This window comes from Massilia pseudoviolaceinigra (genome assembly GCF_030846505.1).
GTDB lineage: Bacteria > Pseudomonadota > Gammaproteobacteria > Burkholderiales > Burkholderiaceae_D > Telluria_A > Telluria_A violaceinigra.
Genome location: NZ_JAVCWL010000008.1, coordinates 192,480 through 214,788, shown reverse-complemented (window position 1 = coordinate 214,788; position 22,309 = coordinate 192,480). Strand labels below are relative to the sequence as shown.

The 22,309-nt window shown below is 62.3% G+C and carries 21 protein-coding genes; 5 read left to right on the top strand and 16 right to left on the bottom strand.

What is annotated here, in order from left to right; genetic code table 11:
* Window positions 1–265 precede the first annotated feature (265 nt).
* Both guaA and guaB read right to left on the bottom strand, forming a co-directional pair.
* Entirely contained in the window at window positions 266–1,876 is a 1,611-nt protein-coding gene (gene guaA / locus RBA40_RS10375; protein WP_306647822.1) for a glutamine-hydrolyzing GMP synthase, read from the bottom strand.
* 109 nt (window positions 1,877–1,985) lie between these two features.
* Window positions 1,986–3,449: an IMP dehydrogenase gene (guaB, locus tag RBA40_RS10370; protein ID WP_306647821.1), complete on the bottom strand. Its 1,464-nt coding sequence runs from the start codon at window positions 3,447–3,449 to the stop codon at window positions 1,986–1,988.
* Between the two features lie 153 nt (window positions 3,450–3,602).
* On the opposite strand from guaB, the gene RBA40_RS10365 reads away from it, so the two are divergent.
* On the top strand, window positions 3,603–4,121 hold the full coding sequence (locus tag RBA40_RS10365; RefSeq protein ID WP_306647820.1) for a DUF4124 domain-containing protein: 519 nt from the start codon (window positions 3,603–3,605) through the stop codon (window positions 4,119–4,121).
* Window positions 4,122–4,134: 13 nt separating this feature from the next.
* Here the strand turns inward: RBA40_RS10365 and RBA40_RS10360 are convergent, their stop codons facing one another.
* Entirely contained in the window at window positions 4,135–4,440 is a 306-nt protein-coding gene (locus tag RBA40_RS10360) for an RnfH family protein (RefSeq protein ID WP_306647819.1), read from the bottom strand.
* Entirely contained in the window at window positions 4,433–4,864 is a 432-nt protein-coding gene (locus tag RBA40_RS10355) for a type II toxin-antitoxin system RatA family toxin (RefSeq protein WP_054262875.1), read from the bottom strand. Before RBA40_RS10355 ends, RBA40_RS10360 begins: the two co-directional genes overlap by 8 nt.
* Window positions 4,865–4,937: 73 nt before the next feature.
* On the opposite strand from RBA40_RS10355, the gene smpB reads away from it, so the two are divergent.
* Window positions 4,938–5,387 carry an SsrA-binding protein SmpB gene (gene smpB / locus RBA40_RS10350; protein WP_099878263.1) on the top strand — a complete coding sequence of 150 codons (450 nt, stop codon included), beginning with the start codon at window positions 4,938–4,940 and terminating at the stop codon, window positions 5,385–5,387.
* A 62-nt stretch (window positions 5,388–5,449) separates the two neighbouring features.
* On the opposite strand, the gene RBA40_RS10345 is transcribed toward smpB, so the two are convergent.
* The 7 genes from RBA40_RS10345 to lepB form a co-directional block, all read right to left on the bottom strand.
* Window positions 5,450–6,646 carry a multidrug effflux MFS transporter gene (locus RBA40_RS10345; protein ID WP_306647818.1) on the bottom strand — a complete coding sequence of 399 codons (1,197 nt, stop codon included), beginning with the start codon at window positions 6,644–6,646 and terminating at the stop codon, window positions 5,450–5,452.
* Window positions 6,647–6,748: 102 nt separating this feature from the next.
* Window positions 6,749–7,483 carry a DsbC family protein gene (locus RBA40_RS10340; protein WP_306647817.1) on the bottom strand — a complete coding sequence of 245 codons (735 nt, stop codon included), beginning with the start codon at window positions 7,481–7,483 and terminating at the stop codon, window positions 6,749–6,751.
* A 101-nt stretch (window positions 7,484–7,584) separates the two neighbouring features.
* On the bottom strand, window positions 7,585–10,350 hold the full coding sequence (locus RBA40_RS10335; protein WP_306647816.1) for a membrane dipeptidase: 2,766 nt from the start codon (window positions 10,348–10,350) through the stop codon (window positions 7,585–7,587).
* 78 nt (window positions 10,351–10,428) lie between these two features.
* Window positions 10,429–11,451, bottom strand: a complete 1,023-nt coding sequence (locus tag RBA40_RS10330; RefSeq protein ID WP_306647815.1) for a phospholipase C/P1 nuclease family protein — start codon at window positions 11,449–11,451, stop codon at window positions 10,429–10,431.
* A gap of 30 nt (window positions 11,452–11,481) precedes the next feature.
* Window positions 11,482–12,852 (bottom strand): DUF4785 domain-containing protein, encoded by a 1,371-nt coding sequence (locus RBA40_RS10325; RefSeq protein ID WP_306647814.1) that lies wholly within the window; start codon window positions 12,850–12,852, stop codon window positions 11,482–11,484.
* A gap of 13 nt (window positions 12,853–12,865) precedes the next feature.
* A complete protein-coding gene (locus tag RBA40_RS10320) occupies window positions 12,866–13,738 on the bottom strand; it encodes a Fes1 domain-containing protein (protein ID WP_306647813.1) in 873 nt (290 codons plus the stop codon).
* 222 nt (window positions 13,739–13,960) lie between these two features.
* Window positions 13,961–14,629 (bottom strand): signal peptidase I, encoded by a 669-nt coding sequence (gene lepB, locus RBA40_RS10315; RefSeq protein WP_306647812.1) that lies wholly within the window; start codon window positions 14,627–14,629, stop codon window positions 13,961–13,963.
* Window positions 14,630–14,815: 186 nt separating this feature from the next.
* On the opposite strand from lepB, the gene RBA40_RS10310 reads away from it, so the two are divergent.
* On the top strand, window positions 14,816–15,418 hold the full coding sequence (locus tag RBA40_RS10310) for a hypothetical protein (RefSeq protein ID WP_306647811.1): 603 nt from the start codon (window positions 14,816–14,818) through the stop codon (window positions 15,416–15,418).
* Window positions 15,419–15,473: 55 nt separating this feature from the next.
* Here the strand turns inward: RBA40_RS10310 and RBA40_RS10305 are convergent, their stop codons facing one another.
* Entirely contained in the window at window positions 15,474–15,959 is a 486-nt protein-coding gene (locus tag RBA40_RS10305) for a CPBP family intramembrane glutamic endopeptidase (protein WP_306647810.1), read from the bottom strand.
* 228 nt (window positions 15,960–16,187) lie between these two features.
* Here RBA40_RS10305 and RBA40_RS10300 point away from each other — a divergent pair, with 228 nt between their 5' ends.
* Entirely contained in the window at window positions 16,188–16,382 is a 195-nt protein-coding gene (locus RBA40_RS10300; RefSeq protein ID WP_306647809.1) for a hypothetical protein, read from the top strand.
* A 64-nt stretch (window positions 16,383–16,446) separates the two neighbouring features.
* Here the strand turns inward: RBA40_RS10300 and RBA40_RS10295 are convergent, their stop codons facing one another.
* The 4 genes from RBA40_RS10295 to ppsA all read right to left on the bottom strand — a co-directional run bounded on the left by RBA40_RS10295 (window position 16,447) and on the right by ppsA (window position 21,280).
* Entirely contained in the window at window positions 16,447–17,241 is a 795-nt protein-coding gene (locus tag RBA40_RS10295) for an SDR family oxidoreductase (protein WP_306647808.1), read from the bottom strand.
* Window positions 17,242–17,250: 9 nt separating this feature from the next.
* Complete coding sequence (locus tag RBA40_RS10290; RefSeq protein ID WP_370663827.1) at window positions 17,251–18,150, bottom strand: SPFH domain-containing protein; 900 nt, start codon at window positions 18,148–18,150, stop codon at window positions 17,251–17,253.
* A gap of 45 nt (window positions 18,151–18,195) precedes the next feature.
* Window positions 18,196–18,618: an NfeD family protein gene (locus tag RBA40_RS10285; protein ID WP_099878224.1), complete on the bottom strand. Its 423-nt coding sequence runs from the start codon at window positions 18,616–18,618 to the stop codon at window positions 18,196–18,198.
* Between the two features lie 229 nt (window positions 18,619–18,847).
* Entirely contained in the window at window positions 18,848–21,280 is a 2,433-nt protein-coding gene (gene ppsA / locus RBA40_RS10280) for a phosphoenolpyruvate synthase (protein ID WP_306647807.1), read from the bottom strand.
* A gap of 178 nt (window positions 21,281–21,458) precedes the next feature.
* On the opposite strand from ppsA, the gene ppsR reads away from it, so the two are divergent.
* Window positions 21,459–22,307, top strand: a complete 849-nt coding sequence (gene ppsR / locus RBA40_RS10275; protein ID WP_306647806.1) for a posphoenolpyruvate synthetase regulatory kinase/phosphorylase PpsR — start codon at window positions 21,459–21,461, stop codon at window positions 22,305–22,307.
* The last annotated feature ends 2 nt before the right edge of the window (window positions 22,308–22,309 follow it).

Below are 22,309 nucleotides of genomic sequence, written 5' to 3'. Positions count from 1 at the left end.
CCATATTGCCCCAGTACTAATGTCTACTGACGTCCATTGATTCGATAATTGTAACGAAACGAAATTTTTCCGGTTTTTAATACTGCCACGTACAATCCGTCCCGATCAGGAACCTTGTAGCCCTTCTCGAGCGGCTTCAAAATAGCGTTGCTTCGCATTGCCCATCAATGCCAAGCTGTGCCGCACGGGCAAAAAAAAGCCCCTGAAATCAGAGGCTTAGTTCGAACAAAGTGCATGAGCCTGCCGGCTCATGCCATCTCTGACATCATTCCCACTCGATCGTTGCCGGTGGTTTGCCGGAAATGTCGTACACCACCCGGTTGATCCCGCGCACTTCATTGATGATGCGGTTCGACACCTTGCCCAGCAAGCTGTGCGGCAAATGCGCCCACTGCGCCGTCATGAAGTCCAGCGTCTGCACCGCGCGCAGCGCCACCACGTACTCATACGTGCGGCCATCGCCCATCACGCCCACCGATTTGACCGGCAGGAACACGGCAAACGCCTGGCTGGTCGCTTCGTACCAGTTCTTCGGCGCCGCACCGGCGTCGATGCTTTCCAGCGCCGGCAGGTCGCACGGCGTGTTGCGCAGTTCTTCGATGAAGATCGCATCGGCCTGGCGCAGCAGGTCGGCGAAGTCCTTCTTCACTTCGCCCAGAATACGCACGCCCAGGCCAGGACCCGGGAATGGATGGCGGTACACCATATCGTGCGGCAAGCCGAGCGCCACGCCGAGCTTGCGCACCTCATCCTTGAACAGTTCGCGCAGCGGTTCGAGCAATTTCAGGTTCAGCGTTTCCGGCAAACCGCCCACGTTGTGGTGGCTCTTGATGGTCTGCCCTTTCTTGCCCTTGCCGGCGCTTTCGATGACGTCCGGATAAATCGTGCCCTGCGCCAGCCATTTGGCGTTCTTCAGCTTGCCCGCTTCGACCTGGAACACTTCGACGAACTCGCGTCCGATGATCTTGCGCTTCGCTTCCGGATCGGCCACGCCGGCCAGGTGCCCGAGGAATTGGTCTTCGGCATCGATGCGCAGCACCTTCACGCCGAGGTTCTTGGCGAACATGTCCATCACCATCTTGCCCTCGTCCAGGCGCAAGAGGCCATGGTCGACGAATACGCAGGTGAGCTGGTCTCCGATGGCGCGGTGGATCAGCGCCGCCGCCACGCTCGAATCGACCCCGCCGGACAGGCCGAGGATGACGTCGTCGGTACCGACCTGCTCGCGGATCTTGGCCACCGCTTCGCTGATGTAGTCGGGCATGTTCCATTCCGACTTGCAGCCGCAAATCTCGTGCACGAAACGGCCGAGAATGGCCTTGCCCTGCGACGTGTGCGTCACTTCCGGATGGAACTGCAGCGCGTAGAAGCGGCGCTCCTCATCGGCCATGGCGGCCACCGGGCAGCTCGGGGTGTCGCCCATCAGCTTGAAGCCTGGCGGCATGTCGAGCACCTTGTCGCCGTGACTCATCCAGACCTTGAGCATGCCGTCGCCTTCGTCGGTGACAAAGTCGTTGATGCCGTTCAGCAGCGCGGTATGGCTGCGCGCACGCACTTCGGCGTAGCCGAATTCGCGCACCAGGCCGTTTTCGACCTTGCCGCCCAGCTGGGCCGCCATGGTCTGCATGCCGTAGCAGATGCCCAGGACCGGCACGCCCAGCTCGAACACGGCCTGCGGCGCGCGCGGGGCGTCGCCTTCCAGGGTGGAGCTGTGGCTGCCCGACAGGATCACGCCGGCGGCGCCGTAATTGCGCACGAATTCGTCGCTGACGTCATACGGGAATACTTCGGAGAACACGCCGGCATCGCGCACGCGGCGGGCGATCAGCTGGGTAACTTGGGAGCCGAAATCGAGAATGAGGATTTTAGAGTGCATGTAGGGCCAGGAGAAATGACAAAATGGGTGCCGTTGGGCGGCGCTCGTGGGCAACGGATGCCCGCGCCAAAAACAACGCGGCGAACTTGTCGCCGCGTTTTGCTCGCCTTTATTCGCCGGAACGGTAGTTCGGCGCTTCTTTGGTGATCTGCACGTCGTGCACGTGCGATTCGCGCATGCCGGCCGAGGTGATCTCGACAAACTCCGCTTTTTCGCGCAGCTCGTCGATGGAGGCGCAACCGCAGTAGCCCATCGACTGGCGCACGCCGCCGACCAGCTGGTAAATGATCGCCAGCACGCTGCCCTTGTAGGCAACGCGGCCTTCGATGCCTTCCGGGACGAACTTGTCGGCCTTGGCCGCCGCGTCCTGGAAATAGCGGTCGGCCGAACCGTCCGCCATCGCGCCCAGCGAACCCATGCCGCGGTACGATTTGTAGCTGCGGCCCTGGTACAGGATCACTTCGCCCGGCGCTTCTTCGGTGCCGGCGAACATGGAGCCCATCATCACGGTCGATGCGCCCGCGGCCAGTGCCTTGGAAATGTCGCCCGAGAAGCGGATGCCGCCGTCGGCGATGCACGGCACGCCGGTACCGGCCAGCGCCGCCGCCACGTTGGAGATCGCGGTGATCTGCGGCACGCCCACGCCGGCCACGATACGCGTGGTGCAGATCGAGCCGGGGCCGATGCCGACCTTGACCGCATCCGCGCCATGTTCCACCAGCGCCAGCGCGGCGGCCGCCGTGGCGATGTTGCCGCCGATGACGTCCACGTGCGGGAAGCGCACCTTGATCCACTTCACGCGGTCGAGGATGCCCTGCGAGTGGCCGTGGGCGGTATCGACCACCAGCACGTCCACGCCGGCCGCGACCAGCAGCTCGATGCGCTCTTCGTCGCGCTGGCTCACGCCGACGGCGGCGCCGACCAGCAGCTTGCCCTGCGCGTCTTTGGAGGCGAACGGGTGCTCGTGCGACTTCTGGATATCCTTGACGGTGATCAGGCCGCGCAGCTCGAATTCATCGTTGACGACCAGCACGCGCTCAAGGCGGTGCTTGTTCATCAGGCGCTTCGCTTCGGCGGTATCGGCATCTTCCTTGACGTACACCAGCTTCTCACGCGGGGTCATCTTCTCGCGCGCCTCGGCGTCGAGCTCTTCTTCAAAACGCAAATCGCGGTTGGTGATGATGCCGACCACGGTCTTGCCTTCCACCACAGGGAAGCCGCTGATGCCGTACTGTTCGGTCAGGGCGATCACGTCGCGGATTTTCATGCTCGGCGGAATCGTGATCGGGTCGCGCAGCACGCCGGCCTCGAAACGTTTTACGCGCGCTACTTCACGGGCCTGGTCCTTCGGCGACAGATTCTTGTGGATGATCCCGATGCCGCCCTCCTGCGCCATGGCAATGGCAAGGCGCGCTTCAGTGACCGTATCCATCGCTGCGGACAGCAAGGGAATATTCAGGGCAATATTACGGGTCAGGCGGGTCTTGAGGGAGGTGTCGGCTGGCAGGACATTCGAGTAAGCCGGGACGAGCAGCACATCATCGAACGTGAGTGCTTTTTGAAGTAGACGCATAGCATTTTCCTATTGGCGCAAAAGTGAATTATACAGAAGTTCCTGTGCGCCGTCTCTTGAAGCCCTCAAAATGCCCGAAAAGCCGTCAAGTTCGTTGACACGGCGGGCAAATCATGGCGAAATCGGGGATTGATTACTAACGGAAAGATTTACATGGTCAACCTTATCGGAAAACGAACATTGCAGCTGCTGGCCGGAGGCGCACTGATGCTGTTCGCCACCGTGGCTTCAGCGCAATACGTGTGGGTCGACGCGAATGGCACCAAGCAATTCTCGGATCGCCCGCCGCCGCCCGGCGTGCCGGCCAAGAACATTATCAAGTCGCCAACCGCTGCCGCGGTCGCGCCGAAGACGGACGACGTGCAAGCGCCAGCATCGAAGCCAATGAGCGCCGACGACAAGGTGCCGCCTAGCCTGGCCGACCGCGAAGCCGAGTACCGCAAGCGCACCAAGGCCAAGGAAGACGAGCAAAAGAAAGCCGGCGAAGAAGCCACCAGGAAGGCCTCCAATAAAGTCGCCTGCGAAAGCGCCCGCACTTACAAGCGCACCCTGGAACAAGGCACGCGCGTGAGTTCGACCGACAAGAACGGCGAACGCACGTTCATGGACGACACCCAGCGCACGGCGGAAATTGCGCGCGCCAACAAGTCGATCGCCGCAGGGTGCAAGTAAGGATGGTCGCGGCTCAGCCTGGCTGAGCCTTTTTTTCAGCCCGCTTGCGGCGCGACTCTTTCGGGTCGGCCACCAGCGGCCGGTAGATTTCGATGCGGTCGCGCGCCCGCAAGACCGTCTCCAGCGGCTTTTTCTTGCCGTACAGGCCGACCGGCTGGAGCGCCAGGTCGATTCCGGGAATGGCGTCGAGCACGCCGCTTTGGCGGATTGCCTGTTCGATCGTGCAGCCCTGCTCCACCGTCAACTCCTGCAGGTACTCGCGCAACGCCGTCGCGTAGCACACCTGGACCGTGAATTTTTCCGCCGCTGGATCACCCATAGACCGTCTCGGCGCGCTTGCAGAACGAGTCGACCATGCTGTTGGCAATCACGCCGAACACGGGCCCGATCAATTGTTCGAGTATCATGCTTGAAAATTCGTAGTGCAGGTCGAATTCGACCTTGCAGGCATCGGCCCGCAGCGCCTTGAAGGTCCAGGTGCCATCCATGCATTTGAACGGGCCGTCGACCAGCTTCATCTTCATCTGGGTCGGCCGCGTGTTGATGTTGCGGGTTGTGAAGCTTTGCTTCACGCCATGGAAGTGAATCGCCAGGCAAGCGACCAGTGTGTCGTCGGTCCGCTCGATGAGCTTCACGCCGCCGCACCAGGGCAGGAATTTGGGATAATCTTCCACTTTGGCCACCAGATCGAACATCTGTTCGGCGCTGTAAGCCAAAAATACTGTTTTGTGTACTACTGCCATTAATCAACCGTTTGCTATGATGTTGGGTATCTTGCATCAGTAGTTTAACCGAACCGCGCGTTTTAGCCATTTCATGAGTATTGTTGACAATAAAAAAGCATTCCACGACTACTTCATCGAGGACCGGTACGAAGCCGGTATCGTGCTCGAAGGATGGGAAGTCAAGGCGATTCGCGATTCGCGCGTCCAGATCAAGGAGGCGTACGTGGTCGTGCGCGGGGACGAGCTGTTCCTGTTCGGCGCGCACATCAGCGCGCTGGCGACCGCATCCTCATTCACCCACCCGGAAGCGGTACGCACGCGCAAGCTGCTGCTGCACCGTGCCGAAGTCGACAAGCTGATCGGCAAGGTCGAGCGCTCGGGATATACCCTGGTGCCGATCAACCTGCATTTCAAGGGTGGACGGGTCAAGTGCGAGATCGGACTTGCCAAGGGCAAGAAGCAGCACGACAAGCGTGCCACCGAGAAAGAACGCGACGGCAAGCGTGAAGTTGCCGCGGCGATGAAGACGCATAGCCGCTAGGAAGCGCCCTCAGCGGCAGCCAGTAACACCGTCGCTTCTGCCAGTGGCAGGAACGACGGATGTCATGCCAGCTGCACCGCAGGCCGCGCCACCATCAGGCTCAGGCGCCAGCACAGGAAGCTCAGCACCAGCGAGCCGCCCACCCCGCACGCCAGTTTCAGCGCGCTGTCGAACAGCAACGGCGCCAGCATGCCCGACACCAGCGCAAACGCCATCGTCTGGATAAACGACATCATCGACGAGGCCAGCCCGCGATTGTCCGGAAACAGCGACAAGGCGCCGACCTGAATGGCCGGCATCGCCACCGCCAGTCCGAAGGTGTACACCGCCAGCGGCAGCACCGCCCACGGCACCTGCGCCACGAACATCAGGTTGTAGGCAATGCTGATCACGCTGCCCGCCCCCATGATGCCGAATCCCAGCCACATCATCTTGGCCGGTGCGATGCGCGCGGTCGCCTTGCCGCCCCAGGCCGAGCCGACCACCATGCCGCCGATCATGGGAATGAACAGCCACGCAAAGGCGGTTTCCGGCAGGTGCAGGATATCCATGATGAAATTGGCAGCCGCGCCGATGTACAGCGACAAGCCGCTGAACGCCAGTCCCACAGCCAGCGACAGCAGGAGAAACTGCGGATGGCGCAGCACCTTGAGATAGTTTTTCGCGATCTCGACGCCATGAAAGGCATGGCGCTGGGTCTTCGGCAAGCTCTCCGGCAAGCCGCGGTACACCAGCAGCAGCATCAGCACGCCGAACACGGCCAGGAACACGAACGTCGAGCGCCAGCCGAAATGCACGTGCAGATAGCCGCCCAGCACCGGCGCGATGGCCGGGGCCAGCCCGAACACCATCATGATGTGCGACATGATGCGCTGCGCATGCGCCTGGTCGTGCGAAAAGCGGTCTTGCACGATGGCCTGCCCGATCACCGGGCCGGCGCCCGCCGCCAGCCCCTGCAACGCGCGGCAAGCGAGCAGCACGCCGAAGCTGGGCGCAAACGCGGCCCCGAGCGAGGCCAGCGTGTAGACCACCAGCGAAATCAGGATCACCGGGCGGCGCCCGAACGAATCGGACAGCGTGCCGTAAAACAGCATCATGAACGCAAAGGTGAACAGGAACACACTGAGCGTTTGCTGCACCGCCAGCGGACCGACCGCGAATTCGCGTCCGATCGCCGGGATGGATGGCAGATAGGTATCGATCGCGAGCGCACCCACCATCCCGATACAAGCCAAAATGACTGTTAACATTCGCTGCATGCCAGACGTGCCTTATTCAAAAACGGCACCGCGACAGTGCGGGCAACCGAGCCCGTAATTTTACCGGCATTTTGGAAACGTCACCGGGCCCGGCAGCGATTGCTACTTGCCCCCTGCCAGGCGCGCTTCGATGCGCTCGGCCGGAATATAGCCCGGGGTCCTGGTATTGGACTGGAACAGGATGGCCGGCGTGCCGTTCAGGCGCAGCTTGTGATACAGGGCGGCGTTGCGTTCGAGCGGGGTGGCGCAGTCGGTGGCGGCCGGCAGCGGGCTGTTGTCGGTCATGTGCGAAACCCAGGTCTTGGCCGGATCGGGCGAGCACAGAATCGCCGCCGATTTAGTGGCCGAATCGGCCGCCATGATCGGCACCAAAAAGGTGTAGACGGTCAGATTGTCCACCTTTTTCAGCTCGCCGATGAGCTTGCGGCAATAGCCGCAGTTCGGATCCTCGAAGGTGGCGATCACGCGCGAGCCGTCGCCGCGCACGGTCTTGATCGCGTCTTTCAGCGGCAGATCGGCAAACTCGAACTTGCCCAGTTCGTTGTTGCGCTGTTCGGTCAGGTTTTCCTGGGTGCGGGTATCGATCGCGGTCACGTCGAAGAGAACGAAGGACCCGGTTTTGTCGGTGTAGATCAGGCCGCGGGGTGTGACCACTTCCAGCAGGGTGCCGAATTTACTGGGCGAAATTTTCTCGATCGGAACATTGCCGAGCAAGGGGGCGACCGCCTTCTCGACATCGGCGTAGGGTTTGGCGGGCTTGGCGGGCGTGGCCGCATGGACGGAACCGCCCAGGGCCAGGCCGAGCAAGGCCGCCGGCAGGCTTAATTTAATGAACATGGTGCTCCAGACATCAGGTGGCGGATCGGCAGGAAAAGCGCGTCGCCGCAACGCCGGCCAGAGGCAGCGTTGCGGCGTGGCGCCGGTGCATTTGCGCTAGCTTAGGGCACGGACGTGCTCTTGGCAACCGCTTGCTCCCACATGCGGATATAGCTCTCAGCCGAATTCATCAGCGGCGCCAGGTCAGGCTGGCGCAAGCCCTGGGTGCGCAGGTCGGCGATAAAGTCGGGCAGCATGCCGATATGCGCCAGGCCATCGCCATTGATATCGAACGTGCGCTCGCCGATCTTGCTGCGGCCGAGGACCGAGGGGCTGCCCTTGACCGCAATGCTCAGCGGGTACTGGGTTGGATTGACCTGTGCGGCGCCAATTTCCTTCTGAAAGAAGCAGCCGTCGACGCCGAAGCGCGGCGCCGGTTCGCCGGCAAAGCCGTTGAAGTCGGTGCTGAAACCGATCCGGCCATTCGGCCCTGCCAGCGACAGCAGGTGCAGATAGGTCTGGGCGAAGGTCTGCGACGTAGCGCCGCAATCGTGAGGCACCACCGGCAGGCCGGCACGACGCGCGGTCGGCGTCTCGTCGCGGTGACCTTGCGCAGTAATCAGGGACACCATGCCGCCGCCGGCGAGGATGCGCTTGACTTCCTCGTCCTTGAGGTTGCCCTCGTGACGCCGGTCGCCGCCGGGTGCGGACGCATCGACCAGGCCCACGTGGCCGCTGATGACCGGATATCCATGCTGCTCGGTCATCGTCATCGTGTCGCGGAAGGTAATCCGGTCCATGTGGTCGACATCGATCAGCATCCCACGCTTCATCATGCCGCGCACCAGGGCCTTGCCCGACGGTTTGAGCCCGATGCTGCCGCAGATCTTGGAATAGCCGTCGGCCGAACAATCGTGCGACTGGCTGTCCCAGGTGCCCGCGTTGTACAGCGCGGCGCCGCCGAAGGCGTTTTCCTTGAAGTGAATCGGATGCAGGTGGCGCACGCCCATGTTGAAGTACTTGGTCAGCTGGGTTTCGATAAAGGCAGCGTCGCAGTTCTTGACGCCGTCGCCGAAGGCGCCGTCCTTGTCGGAATAACAGTCGAACAGGTGATCCACCTCCATGCCCAGCACCACCGCCAGCTTGCCCTGCGCGTTGACGGCGCGCGCTTCGGCCGGGGTCTTGACGATGCGGTACCAGCCCAGACCCGCGCCGCCGGCCTTGTTGTCGATGTGCTGCTGCATCCTGAACGCTTCGGCCAGCTGCAGATCGACCGCTTCCATGTCTTCCTTGGTGCGGCCAGCAGCCTTGCCCGCGAACATCGGGACACCGAAAATATCCTGGTTGTTCACCGCGTGCATGACCATCAGGCGCATGCCGCCATCGACCGCGCGCTTGAGCCAATCCTCGTAGATCTGCTGGTGCGTCAGGCTGTTCCAGCGCGGCCAGCCGTCATACTGCGGGAAGCCGCCCACTTTGTGACCGGGTCCCGCGAGGCCTTCGAAGCCGCCGATGACATTGGTCACGCTATCGAGCGCGCCGCCGGGGCCGTGCACGTCGTCGCACCATGGAAGCGCCTCTTCGATCGGACCGAACGCCTTGCCCACAAAAGCCCTCCCGCCGAAGCCCAGGTGCGCCATCTGGTGCGCGTGGGTGTCGGCAAAGCCGGTCGCCGGCGGCGCGCAGGTGCACGACATGGCGGTCGCTCCCGCGTACAGCGAGGCCGGTTTCTCGCCGCAGGTGATCGCCTTGCCGGCATTCGGGCCATCGTTGATCGATCCCTTCACGCAGGCGCCGGCCGGAAAACCCCAGTTACCGGTGCTGTTGGCGCACACGTCGTTGCAGCTCAATTCCACGTGAGCGGTCGACTTGATGAACGATCCCGCGGGCGCGGCGATGTTGCTGTCGTTGGCCGGGCTGCAAGTGCTGTCGAATACTTCGAATTCGCCGCTGTCGGGCGCGGTGCAGCGGGTCGGCCGCTTGAAGGCGATGTCGCCCGACGGGCCGTGGATGGTGGCGCCGGTCTCCGTGCACGCTTTGGCGAACGTCAGCCCGAAGTCGCCCAGATTATCCATATTGAGCTTGGCCATGAAGATGCGGCGTCCCGAATCGGAGCAGCGGCCCTTGGTCACATTGGTCCACTTGGGCGCGCAGCTGCTGTCGTTGACGTTGAATTCGCCCCACTCGCCGGTGACCTCTTTCACGCAGCGATCGGGCTTGCTGAAAGCCTGGCCGGCGATATTGGCGCTGGTGTGCTTGCACGAGTAATCCCAGTCGGTGTAGGTGTTCTCCAGGCGCGCCGTGTACAGGCGCTTGCCGTTGGCGCTGCACTGCTTCTTTTCGGGCGGGCCGAAGCTCGACTGGCAGGAGCCATCCATCGAATCCCATTCGCCCCATTCGCCGGTGCCCTTGTTCAGGCAGCGGTCGGGAAAGCGCGGCTGCTCCCAGCCGGCGATGTTGGCCACCTTGACGCTGCGGCAGGCGGTTTCCCAGCTCATGCCCGGCGGGACAAAGTTGACCCGTGCCGAATACACGCGCGCGCCGAATTTGGTGCCGGAACAGGCGCCCTTCTCCACCGGGTGAAACGATGGCGCGCAGCTGGTGTCGGGCACATTCCATTCGCCCCACCAGCCAGCCAGCGCATAACTGACGCAACGGTTCGGCAAGGCGGTCAGCGAGGTGCCGCCGACCTTGACACCGACCACACTCTTGCAAACCTGGTCCAGGGTCATATTGCCGGTGTCGCCCTTGAGCTTGGCCGACCACTGGCGCGTGCCGTTGGCCTGGCAGCTATCCTTGACGTAGCTATCCCACGTCGGCCCGGCCTGCGCGCTGGCCGCGCCAAGCAGCACCACGGAGAACAATGGGATGGTAATTAAACTCTTCATTTTGAATTCTTCAATTCTTTTTATATTTTGTAAGTGGAGCAATGGCACCGGCGCTGCGCCGGTGCCGGTAAAGCGGATCTAGATGGCCATGCGTTCGGCGGCGCGGTCGAGCAGGCGCACCACCAGCGCGATTGAGTGCGGCACCATTTTTTTGGCGACGCCGCGGCGCACCGCATGGTCGCTCGAGGACAGCACCGCGCCGCCGTACTTGTACGAGTAGGTGCCGCCCTGGGTCAGCATGGCGCGGATGTCGGTGGCGTTGGCCGCCAGTGGCGTGAAGTCCGCCAGCGCGGCCAGCACCAGCGCCGGGTCGTTCAGCTTTTCGCTGCTGTAGTAGTCGGTGACCCAGTTTTCCCAGCCCGAATGGTTGTTCGCCAGCGTGCCGAACGTGTGGTGCGGCTGCAGAAGGTCGGTGGTGTGCAGCACGAAGCCGAGCGTCTGGGCCGACGGCGCCTGCAGGAAGCGGCTGAAGAAGTACTGGCCCAGGTTGTCGATCGGCTGGAACGGGAACGCCTGGTAATCCTCATACATGGCGCGCGTCGAGTAGCTGCCCTGGCGGTAGCGCGCTTCGGTGATGCCGTAGCTGTTGTACTTGGACGAATCGCCGAACCAGCCGCCCATGTTGCCGGGGCCGTCGTCGAGGTAGTCGTTGACCAGCCAGGTCGCTGCCAGCGTATCGATATCGCCGGCGTTGTTCATCTTCTGGTAGTTGTAGCCGCCGAAGTCGTTGCCATGCACGTCAGCGCCATGGGTATGGCTCTGGAAATGCCAGTACGAGGTATAGCGCGCCAGGTCCGAACCCGCGCCCCAGGCGGGCGAGGTCTGGCAATTGCCGCTGGTGGCGCCGCACAGATAGGTATCCTGGAAGTAGTCGACGTCGTGCGCGCCCTGCCCGATGGCGGCGGCGAATTGGTCCATCGTGTAGCCGGCCTTGTTAACGCCGGCGAGCAGCTTGGCGTACTTGGTCTGGTTCGGGTGCGTCTTCATGAACTGCACCGCGTCGAGCACGATCTGGCGGTGGGTTTCGGTGTTCCACGCCTTGGCGGGGAGGCAGGCGGCCATGGCCAGGGCCAGTGGTACCAGCTTGATTACAGCTTTCATACAGGATTTCCTTCGGTGGTGGTGAGTAGGTTATTGCGCAGGTTTGCGCGGAATCGCCGCGGTGCCGCCAGCGGCGCTTTGCGCCACGCGCAGGCCGGTGCGCAGCGCTTCGCGCTCGTCGATGACCAGGCCGCGCTGCTGGCGATGCAGCAGCCCGACCCGGCTCTGATCGAGCAGACTGAGGTCGCGCAGTTCGTACGGTCCGCGCACGCCGGCCAGCAAGGCCGCGTCGTACGCGAGTTCGATGTTGCCGGCGCCCGGTTCGAGCCACGCAGCCGAATGCGCCACCGCCACCGGCGCGATGGCGCCGTTGACCATGCCGTACAGGAGTGCGCGTACTTCATAGCGCCCGCCCGCGCCGACCTCGACGCCGAAGCGCGCGACGAGCTTGTCGGCCTGGTCGATCAGGTTGACGTTGCCGTCGAAGCGCGCCTGCGGCATGGCGACCGCCACGCCCATGCGCAGGGTGCGCTTAACAGCCGTGTTGCCGCTGCCCGCTTCGGCCCCCGCCCTTACCTCCCACAGGCCCGGCGCCGGGTTTTCGTCGGCGTTGAGCTGATGGCGCGCCGTCAGCAAGCCGTCGCGGCCGCGCTTGAACTCCAGCGGAAACGTGCGTCCAGCGGGCGAGACCAGCACGGCGGCCATCTTGTCGAGCGTGCGGCGTTGCAGGGCGGCGCCAGGCATGGCGGCCCGTGCGGCCGGCTCCAGCGCGTCGGCATGGATCACCAGTTCCTGGCCGTGCAGGTAATGGACCGCGTCGGTGCGCAGGGTCAGCGCAACCGTGCTTGCCGGCTCGACGACGTTGACCAGGTAGCGCGCGCCCGCATCGGCGGGAGCATCGGCCCGCAGCGTGAAGCTGCCCGCGCCCAGCGACGGATGCAGCCGGAACGCCGAGGTGCCCTGGGCGAAGCCATGGCCGGCCTTGGCCAGGCGGTCGGCGTCGACCAGCATGTCCATGCCGGCGCCGTTGTTGAAGTCCTTGCCCTGCGCGGTACGCACGCCGATGGCGCGCGGATCGATCGGCTTGACGCCGCGCGCGCTGGCCGCGCCGGTCGGCTGGACCCGGACCACGGCCTGCGCCGCGCTGGTGCGGATCGCCACCCCGGCGGCCAGTTCGGCACCGCTCACTTCGGTGTAGTATTCGCGGCTTTCGCCGGCAAATGGCACGGGTTTGGCCAGCGGCTGCGCACCGGCGGCCCAGCTGACGGCGACCGCGTCGCGCCGGCCTTCGGGCGCCGCCATGGCCATGCTCATGCGGCTCGAGCGGGCCAGCGCGGCCGGCGCGGCAAGGTCGCCCGCCTGGGCCGGCAGCAGCTCCAGGCGGCTGGCCGCGCCGGCACTGCCGCAAAGGGTGCCCAGCAAAACGGGCAGGAGGAAGGACAGTTGGTGTTTGGTAAGCATGTTTTGAGTCCGGTTACAGATCGTTGCGCAGGAGAGCGTCGAGGCCGAAGCAAGGGCGGCGGCTCTGGTTGTGCGACAAGGTCTCGCCGCCCAGCTTGGCCTTGTCCTGGAACCAGGTGCTGCCCGCACCGGCCTGGCTGGCGCACGACAGGAAGCCATCCGAGCAGGCCGGCAGCCAGGCTTGGGTGATTTCCAGCCCCAGCTGGGATGGATAGCCGCCGCAGTAGCTGGCGCTGTCGAAGACCATGGTCTTGACGTCGGTGCCGACCACCGCATAAAAGTTCTTGGGCAGCGCCGGGCGGCCGGCCGTGCCGTACATCCAGGTGGCGTTGTAGTTGGCCATCCAGCTCACCTGCTGCATGCGCACCGCGTCCGACTTCTGGCCCATCAGCCAGCCCAGCGAGGATTCGAACACGTTGCCGCTGATGGTGGCGTCGGCCAGCGGGGTGCCCAGCGACGATGGCGCCAGCGCGTTGACCCAGCGGATGGTCTTGATGATGCCGGGAAAGCGGCTGTCCTGGGTCGGGTTCGACATTAGCCAGCGCATCATGTTGCCGCCGTGGGAATGGGTCTCGACCACCATGTCGGTGATGTTATTGGCGGCGATGAAGGCGCTCAGCTGCTTGCCGAGGCAACCGCTCGCTTCTGGCGCCCACGCGTACTTGGAAAAGTCGCACGCGACGACCACGTACAGCGCGGGATTGGGCAAGCCCTTGCGCACCGCGTCGATCATCTCGCGGGTCCAGTATTCGTTGGTGGCGTCGGGATGGTTGCCGGTGCCGTGCACAAACGCCACGCCGGTATTGCCGGCGCTCGCCGCCACGGGAAAAGCGGCCGCCAGCGCCAGTGCGCAAAGGCGCGCGCGCCATCGCTCGTTGAGAATCATCTTGTTGTCTCCCTGTTTTTATCGTAAGAAAAGTACGGCATGGCCGGGACCATGGTTGGCCGGCCTCCGCTTACGCAGGGAAGAAAGGTGGATTCATCCGTCCGCGCATCGGGGACTGCTACGATGCATCAGACGGAGTTACCGATTGAATACGGATAAAGAATGCTGGGAAATTGTATTAAAACTACAACAGATACTTGTTGGCGATGGCGGTAGGCCGGCTCAGGGCGTCTTCATGCCGAAGCGTTCCATGCGCGGCATCCAGTTGCCGTCGATATCGGCCGAGGCCAGAATGCGCTCGGCGCGCCCGATCAGCAGATGGCGCGGCACCATGCCGACCATGCGCGAATCGGCGCTGCGGTCGCGGTTATCGCCCAGCATCATGAACTGATCCCTGGGCACCGCCACCGGCCCGAAGTTGCGCAACGCCATCAGTTCCGGGATGACCTGAATGCGGCGGCGGTGGCCATCGAAGGTTTCGTCGATACGCCGAACGGCGATGGGGGCCGCGTCGGCGAGCGGCTCCATGGCCGTGCCGGCCGCAGCGTAGCTGGCGCTCCGACCGTTGATAATCAGCTGTTCATCGCGCATTTCGACGATGTCGCCGGGCAGCGCCACCAGCCGCTTGATGAGGCGGGTGCCATCAGTGGGCGACGAAAACGTCACCACATCGCCGCGCTGCGGCTCGCCCACGCGCGCCAGCACCACATCGGTCAGCGGAATCTTGACGTTATACGCGAGGCGGTTGACGAAGACGACATCGCCTTCGAGCAGGTTCGGACGCATCGACCCCGACGGAATCGGATTCCAGTCCGCAATGGCGGTTCGGAAGACACCGAATAACAACAGAAACAGTAACCAACCCTTATTCTCGCGTACCAGCTTTTTCATATCACCCTCCTCTGTTAATGGTGAACAGAGTTATACGCGGACGATCTTTAGCGATGCTTAACGCAGGGCGGCGCTTGTGTGCTTGAACAATGTTGCTTGCGAAAAAATTGTATTACTGCCAAAATCCACGCGACGCCCGGCCTGCCCGGGTCTGCCCTATTACTTCAAAAGAATATCCTCATCAGCATGCAAACACGTCCGCTTTACCTCGCGCTCATCCTCGCAGCCCTCAGCACTGGCGCTCACGCGGGCCTGAACAAATGCAAGGGGGCCAACGGCCACTACACATTCCAGAACGCGCCGTGCGATCTGCCTGGCGCGCGCTCGCAAAAGATGCCGACGCTGGCCGAACGCAACGCGAAGAGCAAGCTGGAAAGACAACAGGAGCAACAGCGCGAGAAATACGCGGATGACCGGCCGGGCGCCAACTGGGACCCGGCCCGCAAGCCGGGCGCGTCGCTGCCGCCGCTGACGCAGGCCGCGCCGCCGAGCGCACCGGTGGTAGCGGCCAAGTCCGCGCCCGTACCGAAAGCCGCGTCTGACGCGCCGGCCAAAAGCGAAAATCAGCAAAAGCTCGCTGCGGAGAAGCTCGACGCCGAGAATGCGAAGATTCGGGCGAGCAACAAGGCGATCGAATGCACCAATGCGCGCCAGCAACTGACGCATGTCCGCCGCGATGGGCGCGTCGTCCAGATCGACAAAAAGGGGGAGCGCCACTATTTGGCGGATGAAAATCGCAATGCGGCCATTGCCGACGCCGAGCGCGGCGTGGCCCGCGCTTGCAGATAAACCCATATTGGGGTACCGAACCTTGTTCTTGCCTGCTGCACAACAGTTGACAGCATTAATTTCCCAAGCAAACCAAGGTCATCGCGGTAAGGTTGATCAGCATATGGGGCGCGCATGCCGCCACGTACGCTTTACGGAGTGATCGGCTACTCCAGTAAACATACGCGTACGAGTAGGCGAAAAATGAGCAAACCGTTCCAAAAAACCACGATACGGCGACCAGGCCATGGGCGCCTCCAAAAATCAGTGCGGATATGCTGGCGATCACAAATGGTCGATGGAAAAATCTGGAAAGAGCCTTGATAGTCAGTCCGACCAGAAGTGTTTCGAGGACCGGCGCAAAAAAAATGGTACCAAAAAATTCGGCTAATGTTGCCGAGCGCGACGGCGGATCAGACATGACAATGTCAAACTGCAGGGCGATTGAATCGGCTACTACCAATAAGCAAAAAGAAAGAAACAGCGCTGTCGCATAGCTCAGCAGACAGGTCTGCCATAGGCCGCCGCTCCTGAGCTCTGGGGTTTTTAGAATGGCCGACATGGTTGCCTTAAAGTAAGTGACGTGCCGTATCCTCGCATTTAGGGCGGTCGATTACCAGACAGCATTTCCATGAATAAGCACCGCGTTGATCACTATCAAAACAATGGTCAACGTTGACTCTTAATACGGGTTATTGAACAACATGATTTCCCATATCAATACTGCTCGGCACTTCCAAACCTAGGATAGAGATTCTTATCACCCGATAAGCGACTTAAGGAGCTAGCAATGGAAGAGATGAGTGCAAGCGACATTGAAGCAGTATCCGGGGGTGCTCGTAAATTTGCGATACGCTTTCTAACAACTTTGATCTACGATGGCGTCGGAAGCTATGCCGCGTATCTGATGAATTCAGGCCCCGGTAACGGCGTCGATATGACCGACGAGATGACTGCCGTAAACGGAGGCAACTTGGGAGCATGATCGCTCGCGCTATGATGCCGAAATTCGCGCAGTACGCGCGAATTTCCGCTTACATTCCCGCCAGCTACGGTTCCTTTACCGCCGCCAACGCCATCTTCTCAATTATCCCCGGCGCAACCAGCTTGAGAAAGCGCCCCACCTTGCCTTTGGCGGTCATCACAACCTCGCGCTTGCGCCGCTCCATGCCGTCGACGATCAGGCGTGCGCACTCCTCCACCGACATCGCGCCTTCTTCCTTCAAACTGCTCTTGCCCAGTTGCTGGCCCGCCGCGTTGTAGCCGCGATGGCGGATCTGCGTGGTCACCACGCCCGGATACGCGGTCGTCACGCTCACTCCCGCGCCTTTTAATTCGGCGCGCAAGGATTCGAAAAAACCGGCCATGGCAAACTTGGTCGCCGCATACGCAGTGCGCCCCGGAACCCCGACCAGCCCTGACAGCGACGATACCGCCACGATGCTGCCGCGCGTCGCCTTCAGGTGCGCCAGAGCCGCGTGCGTGCACCACACGCTGCCCCACAGGTTCACGCGCATCAAGTCTTCGTACCAGCCCAGGTCCTGCACCTCCTCGAACAAGGCGTGCGCCGAGCGTCCCGCATTGTTGATCAGGGCATCGATGCGGCCGAAGCGCGCCACCGCCGCGCCAATGAGCGCAATGCACTCGGCCTGCACCGATACATCGGTCGGCACGCACAGCGTCTGCGCGCCGAGCGACTGGCACTGCCCGGCCACCGCATCGAGCATGGCGCCGTTGCGGGCCGCCAGCACCAGCGCCACGCCGGCGCCTCCGCGCGCCGCCAGCTGGCGCGCCACTTCGGCTCCGATGCCGTCCGAACTCCCGGTGATGACGATCACGCGCATGGCCGCTCCTTACTTCTGGGTTTTGACGATTTGCATGGCGCTGGCGATCAAGCCGCTCATCTCGCCCAGGTTGGCCGGCACGATGATCGAATTGTTGGTCTTGGCCAGCTCCGAGAACGCATCCACGTACTGCTCCGCCACCTTGAGGTTGACCGCCTCCTGCCCGCCCGGCTCGCGGATGGCGGCGCCGATCTGGCGCAACGCTTCGGCGTTCGCTTCGGCCAGCGCCACGATGGCCTTGGCCTGGCCCTCGGCGCGGTTGATCGAGGCCTGCTTCTCGCCTTCGGAGCGGGCAATCGCCGCTTCACGCTCGCCGGTGGCGATGTTGATCTGCTCCTGCTTGCGCCCTTCGGAGGCGGCGATCAGGGCGCGCTTTTCGCGTTCGGCGGTAATCTGGGCCTGCATCGAGTGCAGGATTTCCGCCGGGGGCGTCAGGTCCTTGATCTCGTAGCGCAAGACCTTCACGCCCCAGTTGGCAGCCGATTCGTCGATGGCGTTGACGATGGTGATGTTGATGTGATCGCGCTCTTCGAAGGTTTTATCGAGTTCCATCTTGCCGATCACCGAGCGCAGCGTGGTTTGCGCCAGTTGCGTGATGGCCGCCAGGTAGTTCGACGAGCCGTACGAGGCGCGCATCGGATCGGTGATCTGGAAGTACAGGATGCCGTCCACTTGCAGCTGCGTGTTGTCGCGCGTGATGCAGACCTGCGGCGGCACGTCGAGCGGAATTTCCTTGAGAATGTGCTTGTATGCGATGCGGTCGATGAACGGCACCACGATGTTCAGGCCCGGAGCCAGGGTCGCATGGTATTTGCCGAGCCGTTCGACGACCCAGGCGTGCTGCTGCGGCACCACGTTGATGGTCTTGAAGACGAACACCAGCGCCACGATGAAGAGAACGATTGTCATCACTCCGAAAACTTCCATAGCTTACCTCTTTCAGTTTGTTGTTATTTATTTGTTAGAGACGATCAGGCGGCTGCCCTGCACTTCAACGATCCGGAAACTGCCCGCTTCGGCCAGTGCGCCCGGACCGAGTTCCACATCCCACGGCGCGCCGCGGTACATCACGCGCGCCTTGCCTTCACTCCAGGTGTCGACGTTGACGCTCTGGCCGATGTCCATGTTCACGTTCGGATCGCGCGCGGTGTTCTGGCGCCCGGGCGCGCCGAAGCGGCTGCGGTGCAGCAGCCCGGTGGCGATCACGCCGACGACGGCGGCGGTCAGGAGCTGGCCCGATGGGCCGTAGCCCATCAGCGCCGCGATGGCGCCGCACGCCACCCCAACGGCGATCATCAGGATGTAGAACGTGCCCGTGAAAAGTTCAAAAATTACCAGTGCGCCAGCCAGCGCCAGCCACCACGTCCAGTCAGCCATAACACTCCTCCAGGTTATAAAAAGCAAAAACCCCCGTGGCCCGGGATGGACGACGAGGGTGAGAATTTGTTAGAAAGTCAGTATTTATAATGGTCTTGTTGGATTAACTTTAATGCGCTTAGTCTAGCGGGTTTTGGAGAAGAGTCAACTACTGAATGATGACCCGCAAATGCAAAACCGCCGCTCCTGGCAACGGCAGGAACGGCGGTTCAGCGTATGAAGACCGGTTTTACAGCGCGGCGAGCTTCTGCCAGGTATCGATCACCGAATCAGGATTGAGCGACATCGACTCGATGCCCTCGCCCATCAGCCACGCCGCAAAATCCGGGTGGTCCGATGGTCCCTGGCCGCAAATGCCGATGTACTTACCCTGATCGCGGCACGCCTTGATCGCCATCGACAGCAGCGCCTTGACGGCCGGATCGCGCTCGTCGAAATCGGCTGCCAGCAAAGCCATGCCCGAATCGCGGTCCAGGCCCAGGGTCAGCTGGGTCAGATCGTTGGAACCGATCGAGAAACCATCGAAGTGCTGCAGGAACTCGTTGGCCAGGATCGCATTCGACGGCACTTCGCACATCATGATCAGGCGCAGGCCATTTTCGCCGCGCTTGAGACCATTCTTGGCCAGCAGATTGACGACTTTTTCAGCCTGGCCGAGCGTACGCACGAACGGCACCATGATCTCGACGTTGGTCAGGCCCATGTCGTTGCGCACGCGCTTCATGGCGGCGCATTCCATCTCGAACGACTCGGCGAAATCGGGCGACAGGTAACGCGCGGCGCCGCGGAAGCCCAGCATCGGGTTTTCTTCATCCGGCTCGTAACGCGAACCGCCGATCAGCTTCTTGTACTCGTTCGACTTGAAGTCGGACAGGCGCACAATCACCGGCTTTGGCCAGAACGCCGCGGCGATCGTGGCAATGCCTTCGGCCAGCTTGTCGACGTAGAAGGCCTTCGGCGAGGCATGACCGCGCGCGACCGACTCCACCGCTTTCTTCAGATCTGCATCGATGTTCGGATACTCGAGAATCGCTTTCGGGTGCACACCAATATTGTTATTGATGATGAACTCAAGACGCGCCAGACCGACGCCGCCGTTCGGGATCGACTGGAAGTCGAACGCCAGCTGCGGGTTCCCGACGTTCATCATGATCTTGGTGGCGATCGGCGGCAGTTCGCCGCGCGCCACTTCCGACACTTCCGTTTCCAGCAAGCCGTCGTAGATCATGCCCTCGTCGCCTTCGGCGCAGGACACGGTCACCAGCATGCCGTCTTTGAGCGTCTCGGTGGCGTCGCCGCAACCTACAACGGCCGGCACGCCCAGTTCGCGCGCGATGATCGCGGCGTGGCAGGTACGCCCGCCACGGTTGGTGACAATGGCGGAAGCGCGCTTCATCACCGGTTCCCAGTTAGGGTCGGTCATGTCGGCCACCAGCACGTCGCCCGGCTGCACACGTTCCATTTCGGACGGATCGTGAATCACGCGCACGCGGCCCGCGCCGATCTTCTGGCCGATGGCGCGGCCCTGCGCCAGCACCGTGCCGCTGCCTTTGAGCTTGAAGCGCTGCTGCGCGTCGGTCGGTTTTTGCTGCGACTTGACGGTCTCGGGACGCGCCTGCAGGATGTACAGTTTGCCGTCGCGGCCATCCTTGCCCCACTCGATGTCCATCGGACGGCCGTAGTGGTTTTCGATGATGACGGCGTACTTGGCCAGCTCCACCACTTCGGCGTCGTCCAGCGAATAGCGGTTGCGCATTTCGATCGGCACGTCGACGGTCTTGACCGAGCGGCCGGCCTTGGCCTCGTTGGTAAATTCCATCTTCAGCAGCTTGGAACCGATATTGCGGCGAATGACAGGCGACTTGCCCTGTTCCAGCATCGGCTTGTGCACATAGAATTCGTCGGGATTGACCGCGCCCTGCACCACCGTCTCGCCCAGGCCATAGCTGGAGGTAACGAACACCACGTCCTTGAAGCCGGATTCGGTATCGATGGTGAACATGACGCCGGCGGCGCCCAGGTCCGAGCGCACCATGCGCTGCACGCCGGCCGACAGAGCCACTTCGGCGTGGGTGAAGCCCTTGTGCACACGGTACGAGATGGCGCGGTCGTTGTACAGCGACGCGAACACGTGCTTCATGGCTTCGAGCACGTTGTCGATGCCGACCACGTTCAGGAAGCTCTCCTGCTGGCCCGCGAACGAGGCGTCGGGCAGATCTTCCGCAGTGGCGGACGAACGCACGGCGAACGACATTTCGACTTCGGAATCGGCCACCAGGCGCGCGTAGAAGGTGCGGATTTCTTCTTCCAGGCGGGCCTGGAATGGCGTTTCGACGATCCATTTGCGGATCTCGGCGCCGGCAACGGCGAGCGAGCGCACGTCGTCGATGTTCAGGCCCTCAAGGCGGGTCGCGATGCGGTCGCCCAGCGACGGGCCGCCGTCGATGCCATGCGCGAGGAAGTCGCGGAAGGCGTCGGCCGTGGTGGCAAAGCCGCCCGGCACGCGTACGCCGGCACCAGCGAGCTGGCTGATCATTTCGCCCAGGGAGGCATTTTTTCCGCCGACGGATTCCACATCCGTCATGCGTAATGTCTCGAACGATGCGACGTACACACCGGTGCGATCCGGTTCCTTCAATGCTGCGGTAGACAAGTTGGTCATAACAAACACCCTTACTGATAGTAGAAATCTGTTCGCTAGGCGGGGCTGACTATGTTTTCTTGTTATTCTTTGGGTCGTGCCGCACAATTGAGCGTTGCAGAGCATTTTACAGCCTGCGCCGCGAATTTACAGCGCACAACTTGAAACATTGGCAGCACAGGAAGCCGACACGACAAATATGACCACAGAACCACGCCCACCCCTGCCCACCTCCGCCCGTACGGTTTTTTTCGTTTCCGACGGCACAGGTATTACCGCAGAGACATTCGGCCACGCCGTCCTCACCCAGTTCGAGATGCGTTTCCGCCAGGTACGCCTGCCCTTCATCGACACGCTCGACAAGGCTTACGACGCGGCGCGCAAGATCAACGAAGCGCTTACCACCGACGGCCAGCGTCCGATCGTGTTCTCGACCCTGGTCAAGCCCGACCTGTCGAACGTGATCCGCCAGTCGCGCGGCATGCACATGGACTTGATCCAGACATTCGTTGCCCCACTGGAACAAGAATTGGGCGTCAAGTCGACCCACACCATCGGCCGCTCGCACAATATTGTCGACAGCCAGGAGTACAAGAACCGCATCGAGGCGATTAATTTCTCGCTGGCGCATGACGACGGCCAGTCGCACAAGAACCTGTCCTCGGCCGATGTGATCCTGGTGGGCGTATCGCGCTCGGGCAAGACGCCGACCAGCTTGTATCTGGCGATGCAGTACGGCATTAAAGCCGCCAACTACCCGCTCATTCCCGACGATTTCGAGCGCGGCAAGCTGCCGTCGTCCCTGCCGCCGTTTCGCGACAAGATTTTCGGCCTGTCCATCACGCCGGAGCGCCTGTCGGAAATCCGCCATGAGCGGCGCGCCGGCAGCAAGTACGCGTCCATCGAAAATTGCCGCTACGAAGTCAACGAGGCCGAGCTGATGATGAAGCGTGAAGGCATCCGCTGGCTGTCGTCGACCACCAAGTCCATCGAAGAAATCGCCACCACCATCTTGCAGGAAATCAAACCGGATCGGCGCGAGTATTAATT